General features: G+C 41.6%; 24 protein-coding genes and 2 tRNA genes. 8 read left to right on the forward strand and 18 right to left on the reverse strand.

From position 1 onward, the window contains the following. The first annotated feature begins 74 nt into the window (after positions 1-74). Positions 75-353: a hypothetical protein gene (locus tag L0B70_RS05950; RefSeq protein WP_235143366.1), complete on the forward strand. Its 279-nt coding sequence runs from the start codon at positions 75-77 to the stop codon at positions 351-353. Positions 354-535: 182 nt separating this feature from the next. Here L0B70_RS05950 and gdhA read toward each other — a convergent pair whose 3' ends face one another. The 3 genes from gdhA to L0B70_RS05965 form a co-directional block, all read right to left on the reverse strand. Beyond that, on the reverse strand, positions 536-1894 hold the full coding sequence (gene gdhA / locus L0B70_RS05955) for an NADP-specific glutamate dehydrogenase (RefSeq protein WP_235143367.1): 1359 nt from the start codon (positions 1892-1894) through the stop codon (positions 536-538). Positions 1895-2080: 186 nt separating this feature from the next. After that, positions 2081-3190 carry a DNA-processing protein DprA gene (dprA, locus tag L0B70_RS05960; RefSeq protein WP_235143368.1) on the reverse strand — a complete coding sequence of 370 codons (1110 nt, stop codon included), beginning with the start codon at positions 3188-3190 and terminating at the stop codon, positions 2081-2083. Between the two features lie 22 nt (positions 3191-3212). After that, the gene (locus L0B70_RS05965; protein ID WP_235143369.1) at positions 3213-3980 is read right to left on the reverse strand and encodes a rhomboid family intramembrane serine protease; all 768 of its coding nucleotides are present in this window, start codon (positions 3978-3980) and stop codon (positions 3213-3215) included. Positions 3981-4129: 149 nt separating this feature from the next. Between L0B70_RS05965 and L0B70_RS05970 the strand changes: the two genes are divergently transcribed. Next, positions 4130-5242, forward strand: a complete 1113-nt coding sequence (locus L0B70_RS05970; protein WP_407929700.1) for a DUF3078 domain-containing protein — start codon at positions 4130-4132, stop codon at positions 5240-5242. Between the two features lie 55 nt (positions 5243-5297). Here L0B70_RS05970 and L0B70_RS05975 read toward each other — a convergent pair whose 3' ends face one another. Beyond that, positions 5298-6833 carry a YifB family Mg chelatase-like AAA ATPase gene (locus L0B70_RS05975; protein WP_235143371.1) on the reverse strand — a complete coding sequence of 512 codons (1536 nt, stop codon included), beginning with the start codon at positions 6831-6833 and terminating at the stop codon, positions 5298-5300. Between the two features lie 232 nt (positions 6834-7065). On the opposite strand from L0B70_RS05975, the gene L0B70_RS05980 reads away from it, so the two are divergent. Next, positions 7066-7737, forward strand: a complete 672-nt coding sequence (locus tag L0B70_RS05980; protein ID WP_235143372.1) for a hypothetical protein — start codon at positions 7066-7068, stop codon at positions 7735-7737. A gap of 88 nt (positions 7738-7825) precedes the next feature. Here the strand turns inward: L0B70_RS05980 and L0B70_RS05985 are convergent. The 7 genes from L0B70_RS05985 to L0B70_RS06015 all read right to left on the reverse strand — a co-directional run bounded on the left by L0B70_RS05985 (position 7826) and on the right by L0B70_RS06015 (position 12007). Beyond that, positions 7826-7900 (reverse strand) — tRNA-Val (locus L0B70_RS05985). A 37-nt stretch (positions 7901-7937) separates the two neighbouring features. Next, positions 7938-8012, reverse strand: a tRNA-Val gene (locus tag L0B70_RS05990). 53 nt (positions 8013-8065) lie between these two features. After that, entirely contained in the window at positions 8066-9304 is a 1239-nt protein-coding gene (locus L0B70_RS05995; protein WP_235143373.1) for a folylpolyglutamate synthase/dihydrofolate synthase family protein, read from the reverse strand. A 193-nt stretch (positions 9305-9497) separates the two neighbouring features. Beyond that, on the reverse strand, positions 9498-10343 hold the full coding sequence (locus tag L0B70_RS06000) for a ferric siderophore ABC transporter substrate-binding protein (protein ID WP_235143374.1): 846 nt from the start codon (positions 10341-10343) through the stop codon (positions 9498-9500). Positions 10344-10376: 33 nt separating this feature from the next. Further along, on the reverse strand, positions 10377-10772 hold the full coding sequence (locus tag L0B70_RS06005) for a biopolymer transporter ExbD (RefSeq protein ID WP_235143375.1): 396 nt from the start codon (positions 10770-10772) through the stop codon (positions 10377-10379). Continuing rightward, positions 10772-11452, reverse strand: coding sequence for a MotA/TolQ/ExbB proton channel family protein (locus tag L0B70_RS06010; protein WP_235143376.1), 681 nt, complete (start codon positions 11450-11452; stop codon positions 10772-10774). Before L0B70_RS06010 ends, L0B70_RS06005 begins: the two co-directional genes overlap by 1 nt. A 93-nt stretch (positions 11453-11545) precedes the next feature. Continuing rightward, a complete protein-coding gene (locus L0B70_RS06015) occupies positions 11546-12007 on the reverse strand; it encodes a hypothetical protein (protein ID WP_235143377.1) in 462 nt (153 codons plus the stop codon). Between the two features lie 249 nt (positions 12008-12256). On the opposite strand from L0B70_RS06015, the gene L0B70_RS06020 reads away from it, so the two are divergent. Beyond that, positions 12257-14050, forward strand: coding sequence for a DUF885 family protein (locus L0B70_RS06020; protein WP_235143378.1), 1794 nt, complete (start codon positions 12257-12259; stop codon positions 14048-14050). Positions 14051-14180: 130 nt separating this feature from the next. On the opposite strand, the gene nth is transcribed toward L0B70_RS06020, so the two are convergent. Then, on the reverse strand, positions 14181-14810 hold the full coding sequence (nth, locus tag L0B70_RS06025; RefSeq protein ID WP_235143379.1) for an endonuclease III: 630 nt from the start codon (positions 14808-14810) through the stop codon (positions 14181-14183). 32 nt (positions 14811-14842) lie between these two features. Here nth and bcp point away from each other — a divergent pair, with 32 nt between their 5' ends. Next, positions 14843-15295 carry a thioredoxin-dependent thiol peroxidase gene (gene bcp, locus L0B70_RS06030; RefSeq protein WP_235143380.1) on the forward strand — a complete coding sequence of 151 codons (453 nt, stop codon included), beginning with the start codon at positions 14843-14845 and terminating at the stop codon, positions 15293-15295. A 108-nt stretch (positions 15296-15403) separates the two neighbouring features. Here the strand turns inward: bcp and L0B70_RS06035 are convergent, their stop codons facing one another. From L0B70_RS06035 to L0B70_RS06045, 3 genes are all read right to left on the reverse strand, one after another. Beyond that, the gene (locus L0B70_RS06035; protein ID WP_235143381.1) at positions 15404-16624 is read right to left on the reverse strand and encodes an aminotransferase class V-fold PLP-dependent enzyme; all 1221 of its coding nucleotides are present in this window, start codon (positions 16622-16624) and stop codon (positions 15404-15406) included. A gap of 59 nt (positions 16625-16683) precedes the next feature. After that, complete coding sequence (locus L0B70_RS06040; RefSeq protein WP_235143382.1) at positions 16684-17823, reverse strand: serine hydrolase; 1140 nt, start codon at positions 17821-17823, stop codon at positions 16684-16686. A 134-nt stretch (positions 17824-17957) separates the two neighbouring features. Next, the gene (locus L0B70_RS06045; protein ID WP_235143383.1) at positions 17958-19499 is read right to left on the reverse strand and encodes a glycine--tRNA ligase; all 1542 of its coding nucleotides are present in this window, start codon (positions 19497-19499) and stop codon (positions 17958-17960) included. A 208-nt stretch (positions 19500-19707) separates the two neighbouring features. Here L0B70_RS06045 and L0B70_RS06050 point away from each other — a divergent pair, with 208 nt between their 5' ends. Beyond that, positions 19708-20718, forward strand: coding sequence for a quinone-dependent dihydroorotate dehydrogenase (locus L0B70_RS06050; protein ID WP_235143384.1), 1011 nt, complete (start codon positions 19708-19710; stop codon positions 20716-20718). Here the strand turns inward: L0B70_RS06050 and L0B70_RS06055 are convergent. Then, entirely contained in the window at positions 20702-21205 is a 504-nt protein-coding gene (locus L0B70_RS06055; RefSeq protein WP_235143385.1) for a hypothetical protein, read from the reverse strand. The two genes, L0B70_RS06050 and L0B70_RS06055, sit on opposite strands and share 17 nt — an antisense overlap. 26 nt (positions 21206-21231) lie before the next feature. Next, positions 21232-22476 carry a DUF445 domain-containing protein gene (locus L0B70_RS06060; RefSeq protein WP_235143386.1) on the reverse strand — a complete coding sequence of 415 codons (1245 nt, stop codon included), beginning with the start codon at positions 22474-22476 and terminating at the stop codon, positions 21232-21234. Between the two features lie 236 nt (positions 22477-22712). Between L0B70_RS06060 and msrB the strand changes: the two genes are divergently transcribed. Both msrB and L0B70_RS06070 read left to right on the forward strand, forming a co-directional pair. Further along, entirely contained in the window at positions 22713-23231 is a 519-nt protein-coding gene (gene msrB, locus L0B70_RS06065) for a peptide-methionine (R)-S-oxide reductase MsrB (protein ID WP_235143561.1), read from the forward strand. A gap of 99 nt (positions 23232-23330) precedes the next feature. After that, positions 23331-23513 (forward strand): CPXCG motif-containing cysteine-rich protein, encoded by a 183-nt coding sequence (locus tag L0B70_RS06070; protein ID WP_235143387.1) that lies wholly within the window; start codon positions 23331-23333, stop codon positions 23511-23513. A 118-nt stretch (positions 23514-23631) separates the two neighbouring features. Here L0B70_RS06070 and L0B70_RS06075 read toward each other — a convergent pair whose 3' ends face one another. After that, positions 23632-24099: a hypothetical protein gene (locus L0B70_RS06075; RefSeq protein ID WP_235143388.1), complete on the reverse strand. Its 468-nt coding sequence runs from the start codon at positions 24097-24099 to the stop codon at positions 23632-23634. Between the last annotated feature and the right edge of the window lie 14 nt (positions 24100-24113).

Below are 24113 nucleotides of genomic sequence, written 5' to 3' on the forward strand. Positions count from 1 at the left end.
TTAAACTTTCCGAAGCGAAATACGGGTGCAACTTTTTCAGCGTTACTCTTTTATTAAAATTAAAAAATAACATTATGAAAAAGTTATCAATCGCAGTAGTTTTAGTTGCTGCAAGTGTTACGTTCGCGAAGGCACAAATTACGGACTCTGCCAAAGCCAAGACGGAAACGGCAGCAGTGACTCCCGAAATGGATATGAAAGCTGACACCTCTGTTGTTGCAACGCCCTCTACCGATCAAACCAAAATGGACGAGATGAAAGCGCACGACAAAGCCGTAAAAAAAGAAACACCGGCGGAAATGAAGAGAAAATCAAAGGCTGACCGTAAAATGGAAGCCGAAAACGAAAAGTAAAAGGTTAGTAAGTAAAAAGAAAGAGGAATTCCTGCAGTTTTGCAGGAATTTTTTTGGGTTATATGCAAAAATAAAAAGCATTGATCAACAATGCTTTTTATCCTTTCACTTTACTTTTTCCCATTACCCCGGGACAGGTTTTATCATAAAAAAAGTCCGCGGGATTTCACGGACTTTCTGTTTTATACTACACCTTGCGCCAACATGGCTTCTGCTACTTTCACGAAGCCGGCGATATTTGCTCCTTTCACATAATTTACATAGCCGTTTTCCTCTTTGCCATAATCTCTACAGGCTTGGTGAATTCCGATCATAATTTCTTTTAGCCGTGCGTCCACTTCTTCAGAAGACCAGTTTAAGCGGATGGAATTTTGCGTCATTTCCAAACCTGAAGTCGCAACCCCACCAGCATTGGACGCTTTCCCCGGAGAGAAAAGAACTTTGCTGTCGAGGAAATAATTAATGGCTTCTAAGGTTGAAGGCATGTTCGCGGCTTCGCACACACAGATTACGCCGTTTTCAACCAATTTCTGCGCGTCTTCGAGGAAGAGCTCATTTTGCGTTGCGGCAGGAATCGCCACATCACATTTCACATCCCACGGTCTTTTTCCGGCGTGGAATTCTGCTTCCGGATATTTTTTAATATAATCTTCTGCTCTGTTATTGCCTGAGGAACGAAGTTCCAGTAAAGCGTGAATTTTCTCCCCGCTAATTCCGTCTTTATCATAAATATAACCGTCTGGACCGGAGATCGTAACCACCTTTCCGCCCAGTTCTTCCACTTTTTTCACTACACCCCACGCAACATTACCAAAGCCCGAAACGGTAACAGTTTTTCCTTTGAAATTTTCGCCGATGGTTTTCAACATTTGTTCTGCAAAATAAACCACGCCGTAACCGGTCGCTTCCGGACGGATAAGAGAACCGCCATAGGCTAAACCTTTTCCGGTAAGAACGCCTGTAAATTCGTTTCTGATCTTTTTGTACTGCCCAAATAAATAGCCGATCTCTCTCGCTCCAACTCCAATATCTCCCGCCGGAACATCGGTTTCAGGTCCGATATATTTGCATAATTCAGTCATGAACGCCTGGCAGAAACGCATCACCTCCATATCCGATTTACCCTGCGGATCAAAATCTGCACCTCCTTTTCCGCCACCCATAGGCAACGTAGTTAAAGAGTTTTTGAAAGTCTGCTCGAACGCCAGAAATTTAAGTACTGATAAATTAACGGTGGGATGGAAGCGGATGCCACCTTTATAAGGACCGATCGCCGAGTTCATTTGAATTCTAAAACCTCGGTTTACCTGAATTTCGCCACTGTCGTCAACCCATGGAATACGGAAAATAATTGTTCTTTCGGGCTCGGCCATTCTTTCCAAAAGCTTCATGCCATTATATTCCGGACGGGTAGCAATAAAGGGAATTACAGTTACCGCAACTTCCTTTACAGCCTGTAGAAATTCAGGTTCGTTTGGATTTTTAGCTTCAATTTTAGAAATAAACTCCTGAATTTTTTGCTCGACGTTATAGTGTTCCATAAAAGGTTGATTATTATTGTCAACAAATTTAATTTTTTTTTCAAAACTTGCAAGATAAAATTTATGGATTGCCAAAATATTAATAAAATTCGGTTTTATTTTTATTAAATTGATAATTTTGAGATATATTGTAATGATAATTTAACGGTAATCCTAATTCAGTATATTTTTAAAAAGGAGGGATTGCTAAACTGCGAGGTATTGCCTGCCCGAAAGTGCTTTGATGAAACCCGAAATTTCAAGTTGAAGTAAATCCGGTAAAATTTTGTAGGCTGGGATGTCAATTTTCTCCGAGAGCTCGTCCAAAGAAATGGGCGTCGATCTATCGATGGCGCGGAAGATATTTTGCTGATTCTCCGAAAGTTGAAGGCGTATTTCAGAAGACGGAAACAGTTCGCCCATCTTCTCGCCTTCATTCGCCAGTCCGAGCTGTTTTACCAGGGAGGTAGCGGTGGAAATAATCCCTGCTTTGTTTTGGAAGATGAGGTGATTGCAGCCCTGGCTGTATTTATCGGTAATTTTTCCGGGCAGGGCATAGACTTCGCGGTTATAATTTAAGGCAAAGGTGGCCGTACTAATGGAGCCGCCGCCGAAAGCAGTTTCTACCACAATTGTCGCGGGAGACAATCCTGCAATAACGCGGTTTCGTTGAATAAAATTTTCGCGGTCAGGCTTTTGAGAGGAATTGAATTCAGAAAAAAGAACGCCGCCTTCTTCCACAATTTTCTCTGCCAGTTTTCTGTTTTTCGATGGGTAAAGTGTGTGAAAACCGTGCGCTAAAACGGCGACAGTGGGAATATTATTTTCTAGCGAAACCTGGTGAACTTCTGTATCTACCCCTAGCGCCAAACCACTTACCGTTACCGCATTTTTTGATTTGAGTTCTCCCAGGAAATCATGTATAAAATGCTTGCCGTAGGAAGTGATGTTACGGGTGCCAACCAAACTCAGCGGTTTCAGAGACGGATCATAATCTCCTTTTTGGTACAGAACGGCAGGCGCGTCTTCGCATTCATGAAGCAAAAGCGGAAGGTCGTTTTGATGGCGGAGGTTGATTTTGATGTTATTTTTCTCACAGAATTTCAGTTCTTTTTCTGCGAATTCGAGATGCGCAGGATTGCCGATTTCCAAAGAAATTTTTTTCCCGATGCCGTAAATATTCTTTAAACCGGATTTGGAAAGTTCCCAGACTTCTTTGGCAGATCCTACTTCGCCGATGAGCTTACGGAATACAATATCGCCGATGAGCGGGCAATGTCGAAGAGCAACGGAATAAAGTGTTTCCTCGGAGAACATGGCGAATTTTTATCAAATGTATTTATTTTTTCCGAATTTCATCCAAATGATCCCAAATGTCATCTTTCTTTTTGTACGGAAGATCCAGAAAGTCGTCGGGGTGATTTTCCTTGTAATCCTGCCACAGTTTATCGTCCTTTTCGCTGTAATAATTAGGATATTCCCAAATGAAACGCACATTTTTCTCACCGCTTTTTCGAAACATGAACGCCATCATCATCCCAACAATAGCACCCGAAAGATGCGACTGCCAAGAGATTCTGCTCGGAACCTCGAGACGGGAGAAGAGTTCTTCGGGCATCACGCCCCAAATTAAACTTCCATAATAAAGTGCGACAACCAGCGAAACGGTGAGCAATTTCATATTCCACCGAAAAACACCGCTGAAAAAGAGGAAAAATGCTAAAGTATACACGATTCCACTGGCGCCGATTATGCAGACCTGATCGACTTCTCCCGTGAAAATATCTACCGGCGGTAGCAGCCAAACCAAAAGTGCCGTAACAAACCAACCTAAAAAAAATACTTTTTTGGCGATAAAGGGATAAAACTGAATCAGCAGGAAGATGAGAACGAAAATCGGAACCGAATTGCCAAAAATGTGCTCCAGGCTTCCATGTAAAAAAGGGGAGAAAAAAATTCCTTTCAGGCCGTAAGGATTCAGCGGAATAATTGCGCCACTGCAGCCATCGAACCAACCTAAATTTTGAAGCAGAAAACCCACCCACATTGCGGCTACCATCAGCGAAGCGTACAAAACAGCTTTGTAATTAAGGGTTTCTTTCAACATGCATTCATTTTGTCAAAACGGTTGCCAAAAATATTATTAAGTAAATATGGCTATAACTTTTAAAATAAAATGTGAAATCAGCCAAAAAGTAATAAAATTATAATTCGGAAGTTTTATGGTATTGTTTGTTTCACTTAAATTTGCGCACTATGAAAAAGGTTTTGTTTGTTATTTCTTTTCTGAGTATTTGGTCTGCTCTTCTGGCGCAAGAAGACCGACCTGTTTTAAAGGAGATCGATTCGATATCCCAACACCGATGGGATTTGATGGCACTCGATTTAGACAGTCTTGCGGATCCTAAACTGGTACAGTTCGACATGCATTTTAAAGACACGATTGTCATTCGCGACAAAGTGGTGATTTCCAACATTACCGAGGAGATTCCCGTGACGCCTTATAATATCATGAAAATGACAGGACCCATCAAGTGGTTTTATTACGGCCAAAACAATTTTGTGTTTAACCAGTCTTCTTTTTCGAACTGGAATTCGGGCGGGAACAACAATATCGGAATCATCGGTAAAATAAGATACAATTTAAGTTATAAAAAAGACAAGCATTTTCTGGACAATAACCTTAAACTCGGATATGGTTTTGTGGCTTCGCAGGGCGAAGCTTCGCGAAAGACAGAGGATTATATCGATTTGATGACGAACTATGGATACGATATCGGGAAGAATTTTTATCTCTCCACCGGTTTTCAATTTCTTTCCCAGTTCTCCGCCGGATATAATTATACCGAAACGCCGGATCCTGCTTTTAAGGACCGCATTTCGAGATTTATGGCGCCGGGCTATTTAAATGCCGGTCTGGGTATTTCCTATAACCCCAATGAAAATTTTCAGGTTATTTTCCGCCCTCTGAATGGTAAGTTTACGTTTGTTACCGATCCTTTTCTCCAAAAAGCGGGAAAATACGGTTTGGAAAAAGACGGCCAAAGCGTACGTTCGGAATTAGGAGCCTTGGTGAATATCCTCTACCGACTCAAGATTTACAAAGACATTAATTTTGTGAATCAGGTTAATTTTTTCAGCAATTATATTTTCCATCCGGAAAGAGTGGATATTGCCTATAATGGGACTTTAAATATTAGATTCAACAAGTTTATATCGACGGTGGTGAGTTTGGATCTGCTTTATGATCACGATCAAATTAAAAAGCTCCAGATGAAACAAACCCTCGGAGTCGGATTTTCCTATAATCTCGGCTTTGAAAATAAAGAGAAGAACAAGAAATTAATCAAACCTTTTGTCGTTGATTGATGCGCTGATATATAGAATTTTTTAGTGTACCACTTCCTTTGAGGCGGTATTTTTTTTAGACGTTCCAAAATTCCCGGTCCAGACTTCGGTACTGAATGGCTTCTGCGATGTGGCCGGAGTTTAGGTTTTCCGTGAGTTCCAGGTCCGCGATCGTGCGCGCTACTTTCAAAATCCGGTCGTAAGCCCGGGCGGAAAGGTTGAGTTTTTCCATAGCGACTTTGATTAAATTTTTCGAGGCTTCATCGAGGTCGCAAAACTTTTCAATTTCTTTTGGCCCCATCTGCGCATTGTAGTGAATGTCAGATTCTCTGTATCGTTCTGTTTGAATTTCTCTTGCCTTCAACACCCGGTTTCGGATCTCATCGCTTTGCTCGCCTTTTCTTTTGTCTGAAAGCTGGTCGAATTCTACTTTTTGAACTTCAATGTGAATGTCGATGCGGTCCAGAAGCGGCCCGGAAAGTTTGTTCATGTACCGCTGCATTTCAAACTGGGAAGACGTGTTGTTCGGATCATCCGGAAAATAACCGCTCGGGCTGGGATTCATGCTCGCCACCAGCATGAAGCTCGCCGGATAATTCACCGTGAATTTTGCGCGCGAAATAGTTACCTCGCGGTCCTCCAAAGGTTGGCGCATCACTTCGAGCACGGTTCTTTTAAACTCCGGCATTTCGTCTAAAAACAAAACGCCGTTATGAGCCAGGGAGATTTCTCCCGGTTGCGGATAGCTGCCACCGCCAACCAGGGCCACATCAGAAATGGTGTGGTGCGGGCTGCGAAAAGGACGAACGGTCATGAGCGAACTTTCGGTGCCGATTTTTCCCGCCACGGAATGGATTTTTGTGGTTTCCAGGGCTTCTTTCAAAGTCAGGGGTGGCAAAATGCTTGGGACCCGTTTTGCAAGCATGGTTTTGCCGCTTCCTGGCGGCCCGATCAAAATAATGTTGTGTCCGCCTGCCGCGGCAACTTCCATGGCGCGTTTGGCGGTTTCCTGGCCTTTGACCTCAGAAAAATCAAAAGGAAAAAAATTAATCTTATCCTGAAATTCTTTGCGAGTATCGAGCATCGTCCGTTCCAGCGGAATATCTGAATTAAAAAAATCGATGACTTCTTTTATATTTTCGATGCCGTACACTTCGAGCTGATCGACAATTGCGGCTTCTCGAATATTTTGTTTCGGTAAAATAATTCCTTTGAAACCTTCTTCGCGCGCTTTGATGGCAATGGGTAAAACCCCTTTAATAGGCAATAAACCGCCGTCCAGGGAAAGTTCGCCCATAATGATATATTCTGCTAAATGCTCAGCTTTAATTTGATCGGAAGCCGCGAGGATTCCTAAGGCGATACTAAGATCGTAGGCAGAACCTTCTTTGCGCAAATCGGCGGGCGCCATGTTAATCGTAATTTTTTTGCCGGGAATTTTGAAACCGACATTTTTCAGCGCCGCGGAAATCCGGTAGCTGCTTTCCTTGATGGCATTGTCGGGAAGGCCAACCAGGTGATAGCCAACGCCGGAAGTATCAATGTTAACCTCAATCGTAATCGTTTGCGCAGAAACGCCATAAATGGCACTTCCATAAACTTTCACCAGCATATTTTGTGTTTTGTATAAAATTAGTAAAATTTCGCCGATTGCTGGTGAAGTTTATTTTACCAATCTGAGGAACAACTTTGGTACGCATTTTTGGGGGTTGAGAAACAATCTTGTTGGACCGGACGACTTTAAGTTTTACAGCGTGGTATGTATATTGCCCCTTGCGTAGCGTATTTTAATGATTATTAAAGAAATCAATCATTAAGTACGAAGCAATTTAAACGATAGTACAATGAAATTTAACGTAAAAATAAACAGCGCAGCAACAATTGAAGAAATTGAAAATTACTGGCAAAATGAAGACTACAAAAATCTTCTGGGATTATTCGACTTTCCCGATGCGAATACCATTAAACCGGAGAATTTAAAGGAAATGCTTTTTATGGCGATTAGCGATTTTGAGCCGAACGAAGCCGCAAAAATATTTTTAACGTACAAGCTTTCGGAGCGCTTAAACGAAGGACAGATCGATCAAATGTCTAATGACATGCTTCTGGATAAAATCTGCGAAGAGTATCCGGAAATCGATTTGCATTTCGATCTGTTCAACATCAATCAATTATTATTCAAAGCGTACAACGGCAAATTTCCGAATGCCAAAGCCACGATGGTCAAATTTTCAAGCGAAGATACCGACAAACTGGAAGGAGAACTGACCAAAGAAATTATCTTGAAATCTTTGAACCGCGGACTTTCGGACAGTAACATCATCAAAAGACTTTTTTCCGAGCAAATGTCTACAAACCTGCATTTCGACGAAGCGGAAGATATTATCTGGACGCTGGATAAGGAAGAAGGAAATAACTTCACGTTTATCACCTCAGAATATTGGATCAATAAGGACGAAATTATCGCTTCCGAATTTGAAGGCGAATTCTTATTGGCCGACACATCGGCGGAGTAACCGATAATGGTAATAAAAACCCTCCGCAAAGTTGAAGTGCGAAAAAAATGGTTAAAAAAAACTCCTCTGTTTCCGGAGGAGTTTTGTGTGGGCGATACTGGGTTCGAACCAGCGACCTCTGCGATGTCAACGCAACGCTCTAAACCAACTGAGCTAACCGCCCGAAAAAAAAACTCCTCAGTTTCCTGAGAAGTTTTGGGTGGGCCCTGAGGGATTCGAACCCCCGACCCTCTGGGTGTAAACCAGATGCTCTGAACCAACTGAGCTAAGAGCCCGATTCCATTGTTTGATCTCTCAAATTTTGGTTCGGCAAATATACAAGTATTTTTTATTTCTCCAAATTATTTTTTAAAAATTCTCCTACTACAAAGTTGCTTCCGCCGATAAAAATCATTTCTTCTTTTTTAACATTCTGTTTTGCAGAAACATAGGCGTCGTGAACCTTATCAAAAATTTTATAATTAATTTTCGATTTTTTCAGCAAATCTTCATAATCCTGCGGATGCCGACCGCGATTGATGGCTGGTTTGGCAAAATAGAAAGTGGAGTCGGCCGGAAGAATCTGTAAAACCTCCTCGATTTTCTTGTCCGTTACGAAGCCCAAAATAATATGTTTGAATTTTGGTATGGCGTTAAGCTGCGAAAAAACCTCTTCCAAACCCGCCTGATTGTGCGCCGTATCGCAAATTGTTAATGGATCTTTCGAAAATTCGTACCAGCGGCCGATGAAATTGGTGTTGTTTTGGACGTTTAACAGACCGTTCTTAATGTTCGTTTCAGAAATTTCCAAACCGAGATCTTTTAATGAACTGATTAAAGCCAACGTTACTTTAATATTTTTCTGCTGATAATTTCCCCGCAGATCAGATTGTAAATCGGTTTCGATTTTTGTTGCATCGATGAATTCAGCCTTTTGTTCTGCGGCTTTTGCTTTGATGATGTTTTTCACCGTTAAATTTTCTGCGCCGGAAATCACCGAAATGTTTTGTTTGATGATTCCGGCTTTTTCCAACGCGATCTTTTCGATCGTTTCTCCCAGAATCTCCTGATGATCCAGCGCGACGTTTGTAATAGCGGAAACCAAGGGAGTAATAATATTGGTGGAATCTAATCTTCCGCCCAAGCCAACTTCAATGATCGCATAATCTACTTTTTTGCGGAAAAAATAGTCGAAAGCCATCACGGTCGTGAATTCGAAAAAGGAAGGCGTGATTTCTGGCGGAAGTTTTTTTAGTTTTTGAATGAATTCAAAGACGAATTCTTTATCACAATTTTCGCCGTTGATTTTAATTCTTTCTGTAAAATCGATGAGGTGCGGTGAATTATAGAGACCGGTTTTGTAGCCGGCTTCTTGCAGCACAGAAGCGAGCATATTGCTCGTCGAACCTTTGCCATTGGTTCCGCCGATGTGAATGGTTTTTATTTTTTCCTGCGGATTGCCGAAAAATTCGCAGAGTTGCGTAATGTTTTCCAGGCCGGGTTTGTATGCGGTTTTGCCCACCATTTGATAATTCGGCAGTTGCTGAAAAAGCCAGTCGAGCGCGTCCTGATATTGCTGAGGTGTCATGGTGCAAAATTCCCAAAAAATTTCCGGTTTGAAGAAAGAAATCTGACTTTTAAAAAAATCACTTCGAAAAATGTGGAATCGCGCCCCTGATTGAACGGTCTGTTTGAGCTCTTTTTATTATTTTTCCGCAGGAAAATAATAAAAAAGCGAGTAGTGAAAGCAGGGATTTGGCGCCCCAATAAAAAGAAATATGCTAAAAAGTAATTTGATAAACGCCGGTAGAAGAGGTGTTTGCGCGTTCGGCTTTCACGTATCTTTTCACCCACGAAATGGAATTGGAGGCAACGCAGGCATCGGAAATACCGCTTAAGCGCCGCGCAGAAACTACATTTCCGGCTTTGTCTACGGTATAGGAAATATTAATGGTGCCACTCGCCGTGCAGGTGTGCGAAGGTTGTGCGCCGCCGCGACCCATGGTGCCGGGAATGAAACCGACGAGTTTGCGGTCCACACCTATTTTGCTGTCGCCATTTCCGTCGCCGCCCAGCGGATCTCCCGCATTTCCGGTGGTGCCGTTGGTTCCCTGGGAGCCGGGTTTTGTGCCGCGACCTTTCAGCAAATTACCAATGGCTGCAGTGCCTTTTCCATCGCCGGTGCCGGTTTTCGAATTGGCTTTGGTGGCTTTCGCCGCGGAGGTTTTTGCGGGTGTCGATTTCGTAGGGCTGGGTTTGGTGGCGGTTTTCGCGACCTTTTCAACTTTTGGGGCAGAAACTTTCGTGTTCTGTCCTGTTAAAACTTTTTCTTTCGCAACGGGTTGCGCGGTTTCTACTTTGGGTTGGGGAACGGTTTCAGGAACTTCGGTTTCGGTGTTTGCAGCTAAACTTCCCTCCTGATTTGCGGGCTCTTCGAGATTGGCGCCGTTTTGATTGTCGCCGAAATTGATGAGCATCGTCGTGATCTGCTCCGGCTTTTCGGTTATTTTGGTGAATTTGTAAAAGAAAATTCCTAAAAATACCAAAAGCGACACAAGGACCGTTAGCACAGCGCTTTTCCTTTTGTCTTTCTCCTGATTTTTTTTATGTTGAATTATATAATCCATTTGGTAAAATTCTTTTTCAGAAATTATTTAAATCTATTCCTGCGTGGTCGCAATGGCTAAATTATAATGATGCGTTTCTGCGATTCCCATAACGAAAACCACGTCTTTGTGTCTCGTATTTTCATCGGCGCGGATGGTGAAGGAAGGATTGGTTTCGTCTTTCAACGCGTTCACCAACTGGCTTTCCAGGGCTTCTTTCGGAATTTCTTTATCGTTGATGAAATATTTGCCATCTTCTTTAATGGTTACGGTGGAAGTGTCCTGAACGTTAGGATTCGTGGCGTCGGCCTTTGGAAGGTTCACATCGATGGCGCTTTGGCTGATGGCGGAACTCGTGATCATAAAAAAGATCAGCAACAGAAAGATAATATCTGTCATCGAAGCCATGCTGAATTCGGCGTTCACTCTGTTTCTGCGTTTCAATTCCATTATAGCGGTTTGTTTAGAGCGTCCAGAAATTCGTTAACGTGGGTTTGAATTTTCAACACCAAACGGTCTACATTCGTCACCAAAATATTATAGAAAAAGTAGGCGGGAATACCGATGAATAAACCGACGGCAGTGGTTGCCATGGCTGTATAGATTCCGGAAGCCAGTAATTTGGGACTTACGGCGCCAGTAACATTTGATATTTCGAAAAAAGCCATGATCATTCCGACCACGGTCCCCAGAAAGCCGAGCATCGGTGCGGCTCCGGAAGCGGAGGCCAGGATATTCAGATTTTTTTCGAGTTTGGAAACTTCGAGTTGACCCTGGTTTTGCATCGCGTTGGAAATGTCGGAAATTGGCCGTCCGATTCTTGCCAAACCTTTTTCAATCATCCGGGCTTCGGGAGAATCTATGGTTTTACAGTAATCCACCGCCGTTTGAATTTTACCTTCCTGCACAAAATCTTTAATGTTTTCGAGGAAATTAGGTGTGGCTTTTGAAGCTCTTTTGATGAAGAAAAATCTTTCCAAAAAGATATAAAGCGCTAAAATCCCGAGGAGAAAAATAGCAATCATAATCACGTTTCCGACGATGCCGCCGCTGAAGAGGATTTCCCAAAGAGAAAAAATGTGTTTTTCGGTCGTGGTATTAATTACTGGAGTAGGTGTTTGTAAAAACATTTTTTAGTTTTTGATATTAAAATTGAACGGCAAAATTACCTTAATAGTATAGATTTTAAGGAGTTTTGCAGCATTAGTGGCGAAAATGAGAGATTAATCTTCATCTACCTCAATAAGATCCGGCTTGAAGTCGCATTTGAGCTGAAACGGAATTGGGTCGCCCGAACCCGTGTAAAAATCATCGATATTGCCCTTCCAAAAGAGTTGGAGCTCGTCTTCGGTGTTTTTATCGAAGGCGAGTTTGCTTTCGTAAAGGTAGGCATCTTCGTCATCAAAAAGATCAACTTCGGTGTAGGTATCAATTTGGGAATCCTGAATATCGAACGTTTTTCCCGCCAGTTCGGCGTCCTCGATGGGAAATTCGATAATTGTCATCGAGAGTTGCGGAAAATTATATTGTAAAGAATCATCATCAACATGGTCTAAAGAATCATCGGTAATGATCTCAACTTCCAGAAAATGTTTTTTGTTGCTGTAAACCGCTTTGCAGTAAGTGCTTTTGATGTTATATTTAAGGGTTTCTTCAGGATGGTAGATTTTTAAAATCCCTTTCATTTTTTTTGAGAAAAAAAGTGTTAAATAATTGATTTTGAAACTGATTCAACAAAGATAAAAAATTGATTGATAGTGCAAAATGTTTTCGCTTATTTTTAAAGCCGGCAGGCCGAAAAGGCAGAGCAAACCCCACTAGAGTCGCTTTTAATGCTGCTGTGGTTTAGCTCTTTGGAAAAAATTTTGGTGCCATAATTTTAACGCTAAAACTTTAAACAAAAACAATTAATTTAGCCTTTTCAAAATACGACTATGAAAAACCTTCTTTATAAAACGCTTTTCTTTTTCTCTTTAGCCGGGAGCTTGATCTCCTGTAAAAAATCGGATTCTCCTATAACCAAAGAAACTCCAGTGGAACTCGATTCTATTGCGGCGAATTATTATGAACAGTATCTTAAATTATATCCGCTGGAAGCTACGGCCCAGGGCGATGTGCGCTATAATGACCAACTGCCCATTAATATCGACAGGGATTTTATTTCGGGGGAAATTTCCTTTTATAATTCGGTGCAGACACAGCTCAGAAAAGTGGATTACAAAGGTCTGAGCGACGAAGATAAAACGGTTTATAATGTTTTGGATTATACCTTAAAAGATAAGATTGAACGGTATGCCTATCATCCCGAATACATTCCATTCACCCAATTTGGCGGTCTGCCGCTGGATTTTCCTTTGTTGGGAAGTGCGGAAGGAAGCCAGCCCTGTAAAACAGAAAAAGATTATGAAGACTGGTTGAAACGTACCGAGAAATTCCCGGAATGGATGGATGCTGCTATTGAAAATTTCAAAGAGGGAATTGCCGCACAATATGTGCTGCCGAAAAAGCTGGTTGCGAAAATGATTCCGCAAATGAAAGCGGAAGAATTAATTTCACCGGAATTTTCGAAAAATATTTTCTATGGTCCTGTTAATAAATTTCCGACGAATTTCACGGCGGCGCAACGGGAGAAATTTACGAAAAGGTATCAGGAAATGATCACTACGAAGATTATTCCGAGTTACAGTAAGATGGCGAACTTTTTGGAGACGGAATATCTGCCCAAAGCCCGAAGTTCCGACGGAATAAATGCCTTGCCGCGCGGAAATGATATTTATGCCTATTATGCTAAAAGCTGGACAACAACCAGCAAAACGCCTGCCGAAATTAATAAAACAGGATTGGAACAGGTTGCCATGCTCCGCGCAGAAATGGAAAAGGTGAAACAACAAGTAGGCTTCAAAGGAACGGTGGAAGAATTTATCACTTTCGTTAAAACGGATCCGAAAGCGATGCCGTACAAAACGGACAAAGAAGTCATCGGAGCCTTTAACGGAATTTTAAAAACCATCACGCCAAAACTGAAGTCTATGTTTGGCGTCACTCCCAAAACTCCTTTTGAAATTCGACAGACCGAAAAATTCCGCGAAAAAAGTGCCAGTGCAGAATATATTCCCGGAACTCCCGATGGAAAAAGACCGGGTATTTTTTACATTCCACTTCCTGACCCCACCAAATTTAACGTAACCTCCGGCATGGAATCTTTATTCCTTCACGAGGCAATTCCAGGACATCATTATCAGATTTCTTTGCAGCAGGAAAACACCGCACTGCCGAAATTTATGCGGTTCGGCTGGTTTGGTGCGTATGGCGAAGGATGGGCGCATTACTGCGAAACGCTCGGGCCTGAATTGGGTTTGTACACCGATCCGTATCAGAAAATGGGTTATTTAAGCGATCAAATGTTACGTGCCGTAAGGCTTGTGGTAGATACGGGACTTCACACAGGGAAAATGACGAGAGAAGAGGCGATTACGTACTTTCTGAGCAATATTTCTTATGATGATGCCAGCGCAACCGCGGAAGTGGAGCGTTATATGGCAATTCCGGGTCAGGCCTTATCGTACAAGATTGGCGCGCTGAAGATTCGCGAGTTAAGAGATCAATACCAAAAACAGTTAGGCGCAAAATTCAGTTTGGCGAAATTTCACGACGAGTTACTGAATCAGGGTTGCTTGCCTTTAGATGTTCTGAACCGGAAAATGGAAATCTGGGCAAAAAAGCAGTAGAATATAAGCTTGCAACTTTAGAAACGAAAAGTTCAGTGTGTAGCTTGCGGATAAAGGTTTTGAGGGATGATCCCGTAAGCCAAAGTCGGAATGTTATGAAATACCGATAATTGGAGTTGCACAATTGACTTTATTTTTCCTGCGGCAAGAATAACATTTTCGTTAAGAAATCTTTCTCCTGATTGCCGCGCGCCGGCGAATATTCGCGCCCATAAAAAATAATCTGCAGATGAACTTTGTTCCAGGTGCTTCTCGGAAAAATTTTCTTCGCGTCCTTTTCAGTTTCCACGACATTTTTTCCGGACGTCAGTTTCCATTGGGTCATCAGGCGGTGAATATGGGTGTCCACCGGAAACGCGGGCTCTCCAAACGCCTGACTCATCACCACGGACGCCGTTTTGTGTCCAACGCCGGGAAGCGCCTCCAGTTCTTCAAAAGTCTGCGGGACAATGCCGTCATGCCGTTCGACCAGGAGTTCCGCCATGCGCTTGAGATTTCTGGCTTTCGTATTGGCTAAGCCGATTTCTTTAATTAAATATTTAATTTCCTCAACCCCTAAATCCTTCATCTTAAAAGGATCGCCCGCGACTTCGAAAAGCTTGCCGGAGATCTGGTTCACTTTTTTATCGGTTGTTTGGGCCGAAAGTGCAACGGCGACAAGGAGCGTAAAAGGATCGGTGTGATCGAGCGGAATAGGAACTTCGGGATATAATTTTTCCAGTTCCGTCAGGATGATCGCTGCTCTTTGCTTTTTCGTCATTTTAAGTTTAAATTTGAACAAAATTAAGCATTATGTTGAAAGTAGGCGACCGATTACCGGAATTCGAAAGTGTAAATCAAGACGGCGAAACCGTGAAATCAGGTGATTTTTCCGGGAAAAAACTCGTTGTTTTCTTTTATCCGAAGGCCAATACACCGGGCTGTACAGCGGAAGCGTGTGATTTGAATGATAATATTTTAGTTTTAAAGAGGGAAGGTTACCAATTATTAGGTGTTTCTGCAGATGCCGTGAAAGCGCAGAAGAAATTTCACGAGAAATTTGGCTTTCAATATCCCTTACTCGCAGATGAAGACAAAGAGGTCATCGAAAAATTTGGCGTGTGGCAACTGAAAAAATTCATGGGTAGAGAATTCATGGGAATTCTACGTACGACTTTTATTTTTGATGAAAACGGCATTTGTACAAGAGTGATCGACAAAGTGAAAACGAAAGAAGCTGCTGCTCAAATTTTTGAAAGTAATTAAGCACAAATTCTTTTTAACCACAAAAGTCACAAAATTTTATAAGTAAAATTTACCTCTTAAAGTTCGAAAGATCTGTCTAATCAGTGGAATTCGGTAGAATATAGAAATTTAGCCCAACATGCGCTGCGCTTTTTTTACGCCTTCCGTTAAAATATCGATCTCTCCAAAAGTATTGTAAACGGCGAAACTCGCACGCACCGTTCCCGCAATCTTAAAGTATTCCATAATCGGTTGCGTACAATGATGTCCTGTTCTCACGGCAATTCCGAGTTTATCGAGGATCATTCCAACATCAGAAGCAATTCCGATTCCTTCCAAATTAAAAGAAATTACACCCGTTCGGGCGGCTTTTTCACCGTATATTTTTAAACCTTCAATCTGCAGCAGTTTTTTCTGCGCATAATCGAGCAAGGCTTTTTCATGTGTCTGAATATGCTCATGACCAATACTTTCAATAAAATCTACGGCGGCTCCCAAAGCGATATTTCCACCAACGTTGGGCGTTCCGGCTTCAAATTTAAAAGGCAGATCAGCGTAGGTTGTTTTTTCAAAAGAACACGTCGCGATCATCTCGCCACCACCGTGAAAAGGCTGGATTTTCCGTAGAATTTCTTCCTTGCCGTACAGAATTCCGGTTCCCATCGGCGCGTACATTTTATGTCCGGAGAAGACAAAAAAGTCACAATCCATCTGTTGAACATCGATCTTAAAATGCGGCACCGACTGTGCGCCATCAATAACGATGATCGCATCGGATTTCGCGCGTGTTTTTGCGATAATTTCTTCGATGGGATTGATGACTCCCAAAGCGTTGGAAACCTGATTTAGGGAGATGATTTTGGTTTTTTCGCTTAAATTTTCATCTAAAAAATCCAGCTGAAGAACTCCGTTTTCGTCCATCGGAATCACTTTCAGTTTGGCGCCGGTTCTTTCGCAAAGCATTTGCCACGGAACAATATTCGAGTGGTGCTCCAGATAAGAAATTAGGATCTCATCGTTCTCCTGGATCATTGTAGTTAACGAAAAGGCGATAAGGTTGATCCCTTCCGTCGTTCCTTTCGTGAAAATAACTTCAAAATCATTCTTTGCATTGATGAATTTCTGAATTTTCCGGCGCGAAAGTTCCATTTGTTCCGTCGCCAGCTGACTCAATGTATGAATGCCACGATGAACATTCGCGTTGATTTCCGAATAATATCGCTCCCAACTTTGTAGAACAGAGATCGGTTTTTGCGACGTAGCCGCATTATCCAGATAAACCAGAGGCTTATTATTTACTTTTTGCGTAAGAATAGGAAACTGACTGCGAATATTTTGTAGGTCGAACATGTTGCTTATTTAGAATCCTTCAAATTTACGGAAATTAAATTTGAATATTTTGCAGAAAATTATCGAAAACTTTTCACCACTTCATTCACCAGAAATGCAACCTGTTGCGGCCGGCCTTTCGCATCTTTGGGTTGATCTTTGTAAGTTCCGGTGCGTACGATAACCATCTCCTGTTCCGGAATAACAATAATGTATTGTCCGTATAAACCCCAAAAATAATAATGTTTAACGGGCGCGTCGTAGTTAATCCAAAGACCCATTCCGTAAGCGCCGCCGCTAAGTTTGGTTGGTGTTCGCATTTGTTTCAGAAAATTCATATTGAGAACCTGGTCTTCGCCAACTTTTCCATCATTTAAAAAAAGCTGACCCAATTTCGCAAAATCCCGTGCACTGGAATTGATGCAGCAAAACGTTTTTTCCATGCCGAAATCATCGGTGTTCCAATCTGCATTTTGCGTCATGCCCAAAGGTTGCCACAATTTTTCGGAGGCATACTGCGCAAGGGTTCTGTTCATCGATTTTCTGAGGGCAAATCCCAAAAGTTGAGTGGCTCCCGACTGATACTCGAATTTTGTGCCCGGCTCATTTTTGAAACCGCGCAGAAGAACAGCTTCTTCCAAAGATTTCCCGTAGTACGCTTTGGCATTTTGGAGGAACGGATTTTTATAATCTTCGTTCCAGTTGAGCCCGGCTTCCATTTTTGCCAGATCACCGATGGTTAAATGATTACCGAATTCCACATTTGAATAATTTTCAAAAAAATCCGCATATTTCTGGCTTAAACTTTTGATTTTCTTTTCTTCAATCGCTTTCCCCAAAAGCATTACGGTAACCGCTTTCGCCATGGAAAATGAATTCGTTTTAGAATCCTGGGTGTAGCCATTCCAGTATTCTTCGTGCAATAACTTGCCCTTCCTGATAATTAAAAAAGAGGCTGTATTCGATTGTTTCAGGTCTTCAACTACCCCTTTCGGCAAAGGATTTTTATTGTACAACGAATCGAGCTCCCACGGAACTGCTTTTCCTTTCGCGATTACGTGCGATTTGAAATGGATGCCGTCGTCGATCGTGGAGCCGCTTTCTCCGCGGAAATAGGTTTGCCGGATTCCGCGAAAAAGATAATCGTAGCCAAAGGCGTAGGTGAGCGCAATAAGCACGGCAAGGGAAAGCAAAACACCCTGAATCGTTTTTTTTATCATACCAAAAGTCTGGCTACAAAATTAGGACTTAAAATCTTAATCAAATTTTTCTAAAAACAGAAGCAATCGTTTGGTCTTTCACGAGAAAAGTTCCGAATGGCTCCGGAACTTTTAATAAAAATATTTTTGCAATCTTAAATCTTCGAAAGCAGGTTTCGGAAATTGGTCTTCTCATCGATGATTCTTCGCAAATCTGCGACAGCAACTCTTTCCTGTTTCATCGTATCTCTGTCACGCAGAGTCACCGTGTCGTCGGTCAAAGTATCGTGGTCCACCGTAATACAGAACGGTGTTCCGATGGCGTCCTGACGTCTGTAACGTTTCCCGATGCTGTCTTTATCTTCGTAAATCATATTGAAATCATATTTCAGTTCGTTGAAGATCTTTTCGCCGTATTCGCCTAGACCGTCTTTTTTCATTAAAGGTAAAATCGCCGCTTTCACGGGAGCTAAAGCCGGCGGAAGAGAAAGAACTGTTCTTTCTGAACCGTCTTCTAAAATTTCATCTTTCAAACAATTTGAAAAAATTGCGAGGAATAATCGGTCCAAACCAACCGAAGTTTCCACGACATAAGGAACATAGTTTTCATTTCTTTCGGCATCAAAATACTGGAGTTTACGGCCGGAATGTTTTTCGTGCGCGCTCAGATCGAAATCGGTTCGGGAGTGAATACCTTCCAGTTCTTTAAATCCAAACGGAAATTTGAACTCGATATCTGCCGCAGCATTTGCGTAATGTGCGAGTTTTTCGTGATCGTGGAATTTATAGTTTTCAGCACCTAAACCTAAAGCCAAATGCCAGTTTAAGCGTTTCTCTTTCCACATTTCATAGAAACCTATTTCTGTTCCCGGCGGTACAAAAAACTGCATTTCCATTTGTTCAAATTCACGCATTCTGAAAATAAACTGCCGCGCAACAATCTCATTTCGAAAGGCTTTTCCGATCTGGGCAATTCCGAAAGGCAATTTAAGGCGGGAAGTTTTCTGAACGTTCAAAAAGTTTACAAAAATTCCCTGCGCCGTTTCCGGTCTTAAATATAAATCCGTCGCAGAATCTGCAGAAGCGCCGAGTTTCGTTCCGAACATCAAGTTGAACTGACGGACATCGGTCCAGTTTTTCGAACCCGTGTCAGGATCCGCAATTTCCAGTTCTTCAATCAAGGCTTTCACATCGGCAAGATCTTCAGATTCTAAAGATTTCGCCATTCTGGAAAGGATGGTTTTTTGCTTTTCACGGTATTCTAAAACGCGTGGGTTCGTGCTCTCAAATTCATTTTTATCGAAAGCCTCGCCGAATCTTTTGGCGGCTTTATCGATTTCTTTTTGCGCTTTCTCTTCTAATTTGGCACAGTAATCTTCCAGCAAAACATCGGCTCTGAAACGTTTTTTTGAATCTTTGTTATCAATTAAAGGATCATTAAAGGCGTCGACGTGACCAGAAGCTTTCCAAATGGTCGGATGCATAAAAATTGCGGAATCGATGCCCACAATGTTGTCGTTCAGCTGCACCATTGCTTTCCACCAATATTGTTTGATGTTGTTTTTCAGTTCCGCCCCATTTTGTCCATAATCGTAAATCGCGGAAAGACCGTCGTAAATTTCACTGGAAGGAAAAATAAAACCATATTCTTTTGCGTGCGAGATCAATTTTTTGAAAACATCTTCCTGTTTTGCCATCGTTGTTAGAATTTGTGCAAAAATAGGGAAATTTATTGTATTTTTTTGGAGCCGGGAACCTGCTCTACACTCTATCTTTTTTATTTTTTGCCGCACTTTTCCCGCACCGAAAAATAAAAAAGGATGCCGTTTCGATCAGGGCTATTGGGCTCTCTTTTTAAAATAAAAGTATCGTTATAATTCAGTAAATTTGTCAAACTTTTCTTTCATGTACAAATCCCTAATTCGCCCGATTCTTTTCAACTTCGATCCGGAAGAAGTTCATTATTTTACTTTTTCTGTTCTGAAGAAATTTCCTTTTTTAGCAAAAATTTTTCTTCCAAAACCGATTGTAGACAAAAGACTGGAACGTGAAGTTTTTGGCTTGAAATTTAAAAATCCCGTCGGTTTAGCCGCAGGTTTTGATAAAGATGCGAAAATGTTCCACGAACTTTCCGATTTGGGATTTGGCTTTATCGAAATCGGAACTTTAACGCCGAAAGGGCAGGAAGGAAATCCGAAGAAAAGACTCTTCCGTTTGAAAGAAGATGCTGCCATCGTCAACCGGATGGGGTTCAATAATGGCGGCGTAGACGCAGCTGTTGAAAGATTGAAGAAAAATAAAAATGTTCTGATCGGCGGAAACATCGGAAAAAATAAAGCGACGGCCAACGAAGAAGCGGTCAACGATTACATCATCTGTTTCGAAAAATTATTTCCGGTGGTGGATTATTTTGTGGTGAATGTAAGTTCGCCAAACACGCCCAATCTTCGCGAACTTCAGGATAAAGAACCTTTAACCAGACTTTTGGGAACGCTTCAGGAACTCAATTCAAAAAAAGAAAAGCCAAAACCCATTCTTTTAAAAATTGCACCAGATTTAAGCGATGATCAACTTTTGGATATTATTGATATTGTGAAAGAAACTCAGATCGCAGGCGTAATCGCAACAAATACCACGCTTTCACGCGAAAATTTAACTTCCGAAAACAAAAAAGAAACGGGTGGACTTTCGGGGAAACCTTTAGCAAAACGTTCCACAGAAGTCATCCGATTTCTCTTCGAAAAAAGTGGAAAAGCTTTTCCTATTATCGGGGTAGGCGGAATTCATTCAGCAGAAGACGCTTTGGAAAAACTTGATGCCGGCGCAAGTCTGGTGCAATTGTACACGGGATTTATTTATGAAGGTCCGGCGCTGATTCGGGAAATTAACAGGAAATTACTTAAAAATTATAGCTGAGCGCACAACCAGTCCCCGTCCAGTCGAATTGATAAAAGTTTTGAGATTTTGGGGCAAAAGTATTCTCCGTTTTTACGCCTTTCTTCACTTTATTGCTTCCGATAATTGCAAGTGGAACCGCGACTGCAACTAAGCCGATTCCGAATCCCACGTAGGTCCAGCCGGGGTTTTTGATTTCACTTTTTATATACTGCCCAGTATAGGGATCAAAAAATCCGCTCGATTTTTTGTGGGAAAGTGCGCTTGGAAGCCCTGCACCTACCAATAAGCCACCGGCAAAACCTAAAATATTTCCCGCAGTTTGGTACCCGCGACCTTCTTTAATATACGCTTTCGAAACAGGATTTTGAAACTGTGTTTTATATTCGGACATTTTATATTCTACGCCATTTTTTACAAATTTTCTGCCGCTTTTCGACAAAGTTATTTCCTGGGAAAAAGAGACGCAAAACAATAATAACGTCAATAAAATAGAGATTTTTTTCATAATTTTTTTGGAAAGATATTAAAATTTTAGATAAAGAAATTGGTAATGGTGTAAATTACCAGGCCTACCAGTCCCCCGACAATGGTTCCGTTCACACGGATAAACTGCAAATCCTTACCAACTTCCAGCTCCAGTTTTTCGCTGAGTTCTTTTCCTTCCCAATTTCCCACCGTAGAACTGATTAAAGCGCCGAACTGATGCGTGTTTTTGAGAATATATTTATAAGCCGTTACGCGGACCCAATGGTCAATTTTGTTTTGAAATTTCTCGTCCGTCTTTAAATTGTTCGACAGTTCCGCCAAATTTTTCTGAATGTATTTTTTGAGGGACGACTGTTCTTCTTCCAGTTCTTTGGACAACGATTTTTTAATGGAATTCCAAATGTCCGTCGAATACTGCGCAATCTTTTCTTCTTTCAGAACATCATTTTTGATATTCCGAAATTCTTCGGCCCATTTTTCTTCGGTTTGAATTTCTTTTGAAAATTCATATAATTTCTGCGTGATTTCCGCCCGCAGAGAATGATCTTCGTTCAGTTCCACTTCTTCAAAATATTTGGAAAGCCCTTTTGTAATTTTGTCCGCGATGCCATCATCCACAAATTTCGGAACAAGGAAAAAACTTTCACTTTTTACGCGCTCTTTCACGAGTTGCTGGTTGTTCAGAACATATTCTTTAATCTGTTTGGAGAGATTCGTAACAAAGCGCTGATGGTCTTTTTTATCTAAAATATATTCGAGTCCGTTGCCGATGATTTCGTTAAACTTCAGATCATCCGACATTTCTTTGGCCTTTTTCCCGATAAAATTAACGACTTCTGCATCATCCAGTTTATTTAGAATATCCAAAACGATGGTAGAAACTTCTTTCATTAAATTTTCCTGGTTGCGTTCTTTGGACAGCCAATCGCCCACAAAAGCGGAGATTTTAATTTTTTGAATGTAAGGACGGATGTTTTCCGGGGAAAGAAAATTTTCCACGACGAAATTCCCCAGATTATCGCCGATTCTTTCTTTGCTGTTTTCAATTAAATTGGTGTGCGGAATTTTTATCCCAAGCGGATAATGAAAAAGCGCGGTAACGGCAAACCAGTCTGCCAAAGCTCCCACCATGGCGGCTTCGGAAAAAGCCCGGAGGTAACCGATCCAATGCGCGGGATTTTTCTTTTCTAAAATCGTCATCCCTACAAAAATAAGGGCCATCAGGACAAAAAGTCCCGTGGCAAACATTTTAAAATTCCGTAGCTGAATTTTCTTTTCGTCGTCGTTCATCTGTTCTGTATTGAGGCTTTCAATTTTGTCGCGGTTAAATTACAAAAAAGTTACACGTTAATATCGGGGCGTGGCAAACCTTTTGTTGCTAAAACTCGTATTTTATGTTGTATTCCTTTTCTTAAAGGCGAAAAATTTCAATTCTAATTTTTCATCAATACGATTCTCAAGATACAATTTAATATAAAAATTTTATGAAAGCAATCCTCTTTATATTCTTCTGCCTTTCAATGCAGATGTGTTCCCAAGTTAAACAAGCCGAAAAATCTAACTCCATAAAAAATTCAACCTCAATGGAAAATTCAAGTACTAAAAAAGAAAATCCTTATTATTCCCGCACAGACCGCACGAAACTAAATGTTCCGAATTCCGAATGGAAAAAAATATTGGATCACGAAGTTTATGCGGTAGCGCGTGAAGCCGAAACGGAAAGACCGGGAACCGGTAAATATAACCAGTTTGATGAGTTAGGCGAATATTACTGCGTGGTATGTGGAAATCACCTTTTCCGCTCAGATTCTAAATTTTCTTCTACCTGCGGTTGGCCAAGTTTTTTCGAAGCAGATAAAGAAGGTGTGTCGTACAAAAGAGATTCGTCTTACGGCATGGAAAGAACAGAGGTGCTCTGTAAACGTTGCGATTCGCATTTAGGTCACGTCTTTAACGATGGTCCTGCGCCAACCGGAACGCGATTCTGTATGAATTCTGTCAGCCTCGAATTTGTACCGGATTCGAAAGTGGCAGATGCGAAATAATAATTAAATATTTGATCTTGACCAATAGATTTTTTGCTGAAAATCTCCACTACTTCTAATTCTGTAATTAGAAACATTAAATTTTTATTCTCTTAGATCATGCTGGAACATTTTTACACCTGTCCCTATTGTTGGGAAGAAATTTCTGCTCTTTTAGATCCTTCCGTTTCTCATCAGACGTACATTGAAGATTGCGAAGTTTGTTGCAATCCTATCGAATTGCAGGTCAGCTTTGAAAATGAAGAATTGGTGGGCTTTGAAGCGCGGGATATCGAACAGTAAATACCAAAAAACATTTCAATTAAGTAATTCCGAAAGTTGAATTCTTCGGCAATTTTAAAAATAAATAAAATGCAGCCCTTAGAAGCTGCATTTTTTATGATCTCTTTTCTGAAAAGCACTAAGTTAACGGCGCTCCAACTTGCAGATCGCAGCGGTGATGCGGTTCGCCATGCGCCGGGTTTAAGGCGGGCTTCGGTCCGGTTGCCTGAACGGGCAAAGTTGAAGACGTAACCGACGGCGACATCGGACTGGTGTTAAAATTGTTAGCCGGCGTCTGCTGCTGAATCGCCTGCGGAGCGGCAGCCTGCTGCGGTGCGCTGTCGATAGGCGCTCCTACCGCGATGTCACACCGGTGAAAAGGTTCGCCATGCGCGGGATTTAAAGCCGGTTTTACAGCAGAATTATTTTGCGCAACCGAAGTTTCAGGTGTCAAAACTGCCGCATCGGTGGTGGAGGTGCTGTCTACAGTTGTACTTACAGAATCAGCCGTTGGCGTAACTGAATTGTTTTCCTGTGTTGTCAAAGATTTTTTTTCGCACGACATCATGAGTGCTGCGCTCGCTATCAATAAGGGTATTATTTTCATTTTCTACTTTTTTC

This window comes from Kaistella sp. 97-N-M2, from assembly GCF_021513235.1.
Taxonomy (GTDB): Bacteria; Bacteroidota; Bacteroidia; order Flavobacteriales; family Weeksellaceae; genus Kaistella.

Bases quoted from the DNA above. Each gene is read 5' to 3' on its own strand.
- L0B70_RS05950 (WP_235143366.1), top strand. From the start codon at position 75: ATGAAAAAGTTATCAATCGCAGTAGTTTTAGTTGCTGCAAGTGTTACG.
- gdhA (WP_235143367.1), bottom strand. From the start codon at position 1,894: ATGGAACACTATAACGTCGAGCAAAAAATTCAGGAGTTTATTTCTAAA.
- dprA (WP_235143368.1), bottom strand. From the start codon at position 3,190: ATGTTCTCCGAGGAAACACTTTATTCCGTTGCTCTTCGACATTGCCCG.
- L0B70_RS05965 (WP_235143369.1), bottom strand. From the start codon at position 3,980: ATGTTGAAAGAAACCCTTAATTACAAAGCTGTTTTGTACGCTTCGCTG.
- L0B70_RS05970 (WP_407929700.1), top strand. From the start codon at position 4,130: ATGAAAAAGGTTTTGTTTGTTATTTCTTTTCTGAGTATTTGGTCTGCT.
- L0B70_RS05975 (WP_235143371.1), bottom strand. From the start codon at position 6,833: ATGCTGGTGAAAGTTTATGGAAGTGCCATTTATGGCGTTTCTGCGCAA.
- L0B70_RS05980 (WP_235143372.1), top strand. From the start codon at position 7,066: ATGAAATTTAACGTAAAAATAAACAGCGCAGCAACAATTGAAGAAATT.
- L0B70_RS05995 (WP_235143373.1), bottom strand. From the start codon at position 9,304: ATGACACCTCAGCAATATCAGGACGCGCTCGACTGGCTTTTTCAGCAA.
- L0B70_RS06000 (WP_235143374.1), bottom strand. From the start codon at position 10,343: ATGGATTATATAATTCAACATAAAAAAAATCAGGAGAAAGACAAAAGG.
- L0B70_RS06005 (WP_235143375.1), bottom strand. From the start codon at position 10,772: ATGGAATTGAAACGCAGAAACAGAGTGAACGCCGAATTCAGCATGGCT.
- L0B70_RS06010 (WP_235143376.1), bottom strand. From the start codon at position 11,452: ATGTTTTTACAAACACCTACTCCAGTAATTAATACCACGACCGAAAAA.
- L0B70_RS06015 (WP_235143377.1), bottom strand. From the start codon at position 12,007: ATGAAAGGGATTTTAAAAATCTACCATCCTGAAGAAACCCTTAAATAT.
- L0B70_RS06020 (WP_235143378.1), top strand. From the start codon at position 12,257: ATGAAAAACCTTCTTTATAAAACGCTTTTCTTTTTCTCTTTAGCCGGG.
- nth (WP_235143379.1), bottom strand. From the start codon at position 14,810: ATGACGAAAAAGCAAAGAGCAGCGATCATCCTGACGGAACTGGAAAAA.
- bcp (WP_235143380.1), top strand. From the start codon at position 14,843: ATGTTGAAAGTAGGCGACCGATTACCGGAATTCGAAAGTGTAAATCAA.
- L0B70_RS06035 (WP_235143381.1), bottom strand. From the start codon at position 16,624: ATGTTCGACCTACAAAATATTCGCAGTCAGTTTCCTATTCTTACGCAA.
- L0B70_RS06040 (WP_235143382.1), bottom strand. From the start codon at position 17,823: ATGATAAAAAAAACGATTCAGGGTGTTTTGCTTTCCCTTGCCGTGCTT.
- L0B70_RS06045 (WP_235143383.1), bottom strand. From the start codon at position 19,499: ATGGCAAAACAGGAAGATGTTTTCAAAAAATTGATCTCGCACGCAAAA.
- L0B70_RS06050 (WP_235143384.1), top strand. From the start codon at position 19,708: ATGTACAAATCCCTAATTCGCCCGATTCTTTTCAACTTCGATCCGGAA.
- L0B70_RS06055 (WP_235143385.1), bottom strand. From the start codon at position 21,205: ATGAAAAAAATCTCTATTTTATTGACGTTATTATTGTTTTGCGTCTCT.
- L0B70_RS06060 (WP_235143386.1), bottom strand. From the start codon at position 22,476: ATGAACGACGACGAAAAGAAAATTCAGCTACGGAATTTTAAAATGTTT.
- msrB (WP_235143561.1), top strand. From the start codon at position 22,713: ATGTGTTCCCAAGTTAAACAAGCCGAAAAATCTAACTCCATAAAAAAT.
- L0B70_RS06070 (WP_235143387.1), top strand. From the start codon at position 23,331: ATGCTGGAACATTTTTACACCTGTCCCTATTGTTGGGAAGAAATTTCT.
- L0B70_RS06075 (WP_235143388.1), bottom strand. From the start codon at position 24,099: ATGAAAATAATACCCTTATTGATAGCGAGCGCAGCACTCATGATGTCG.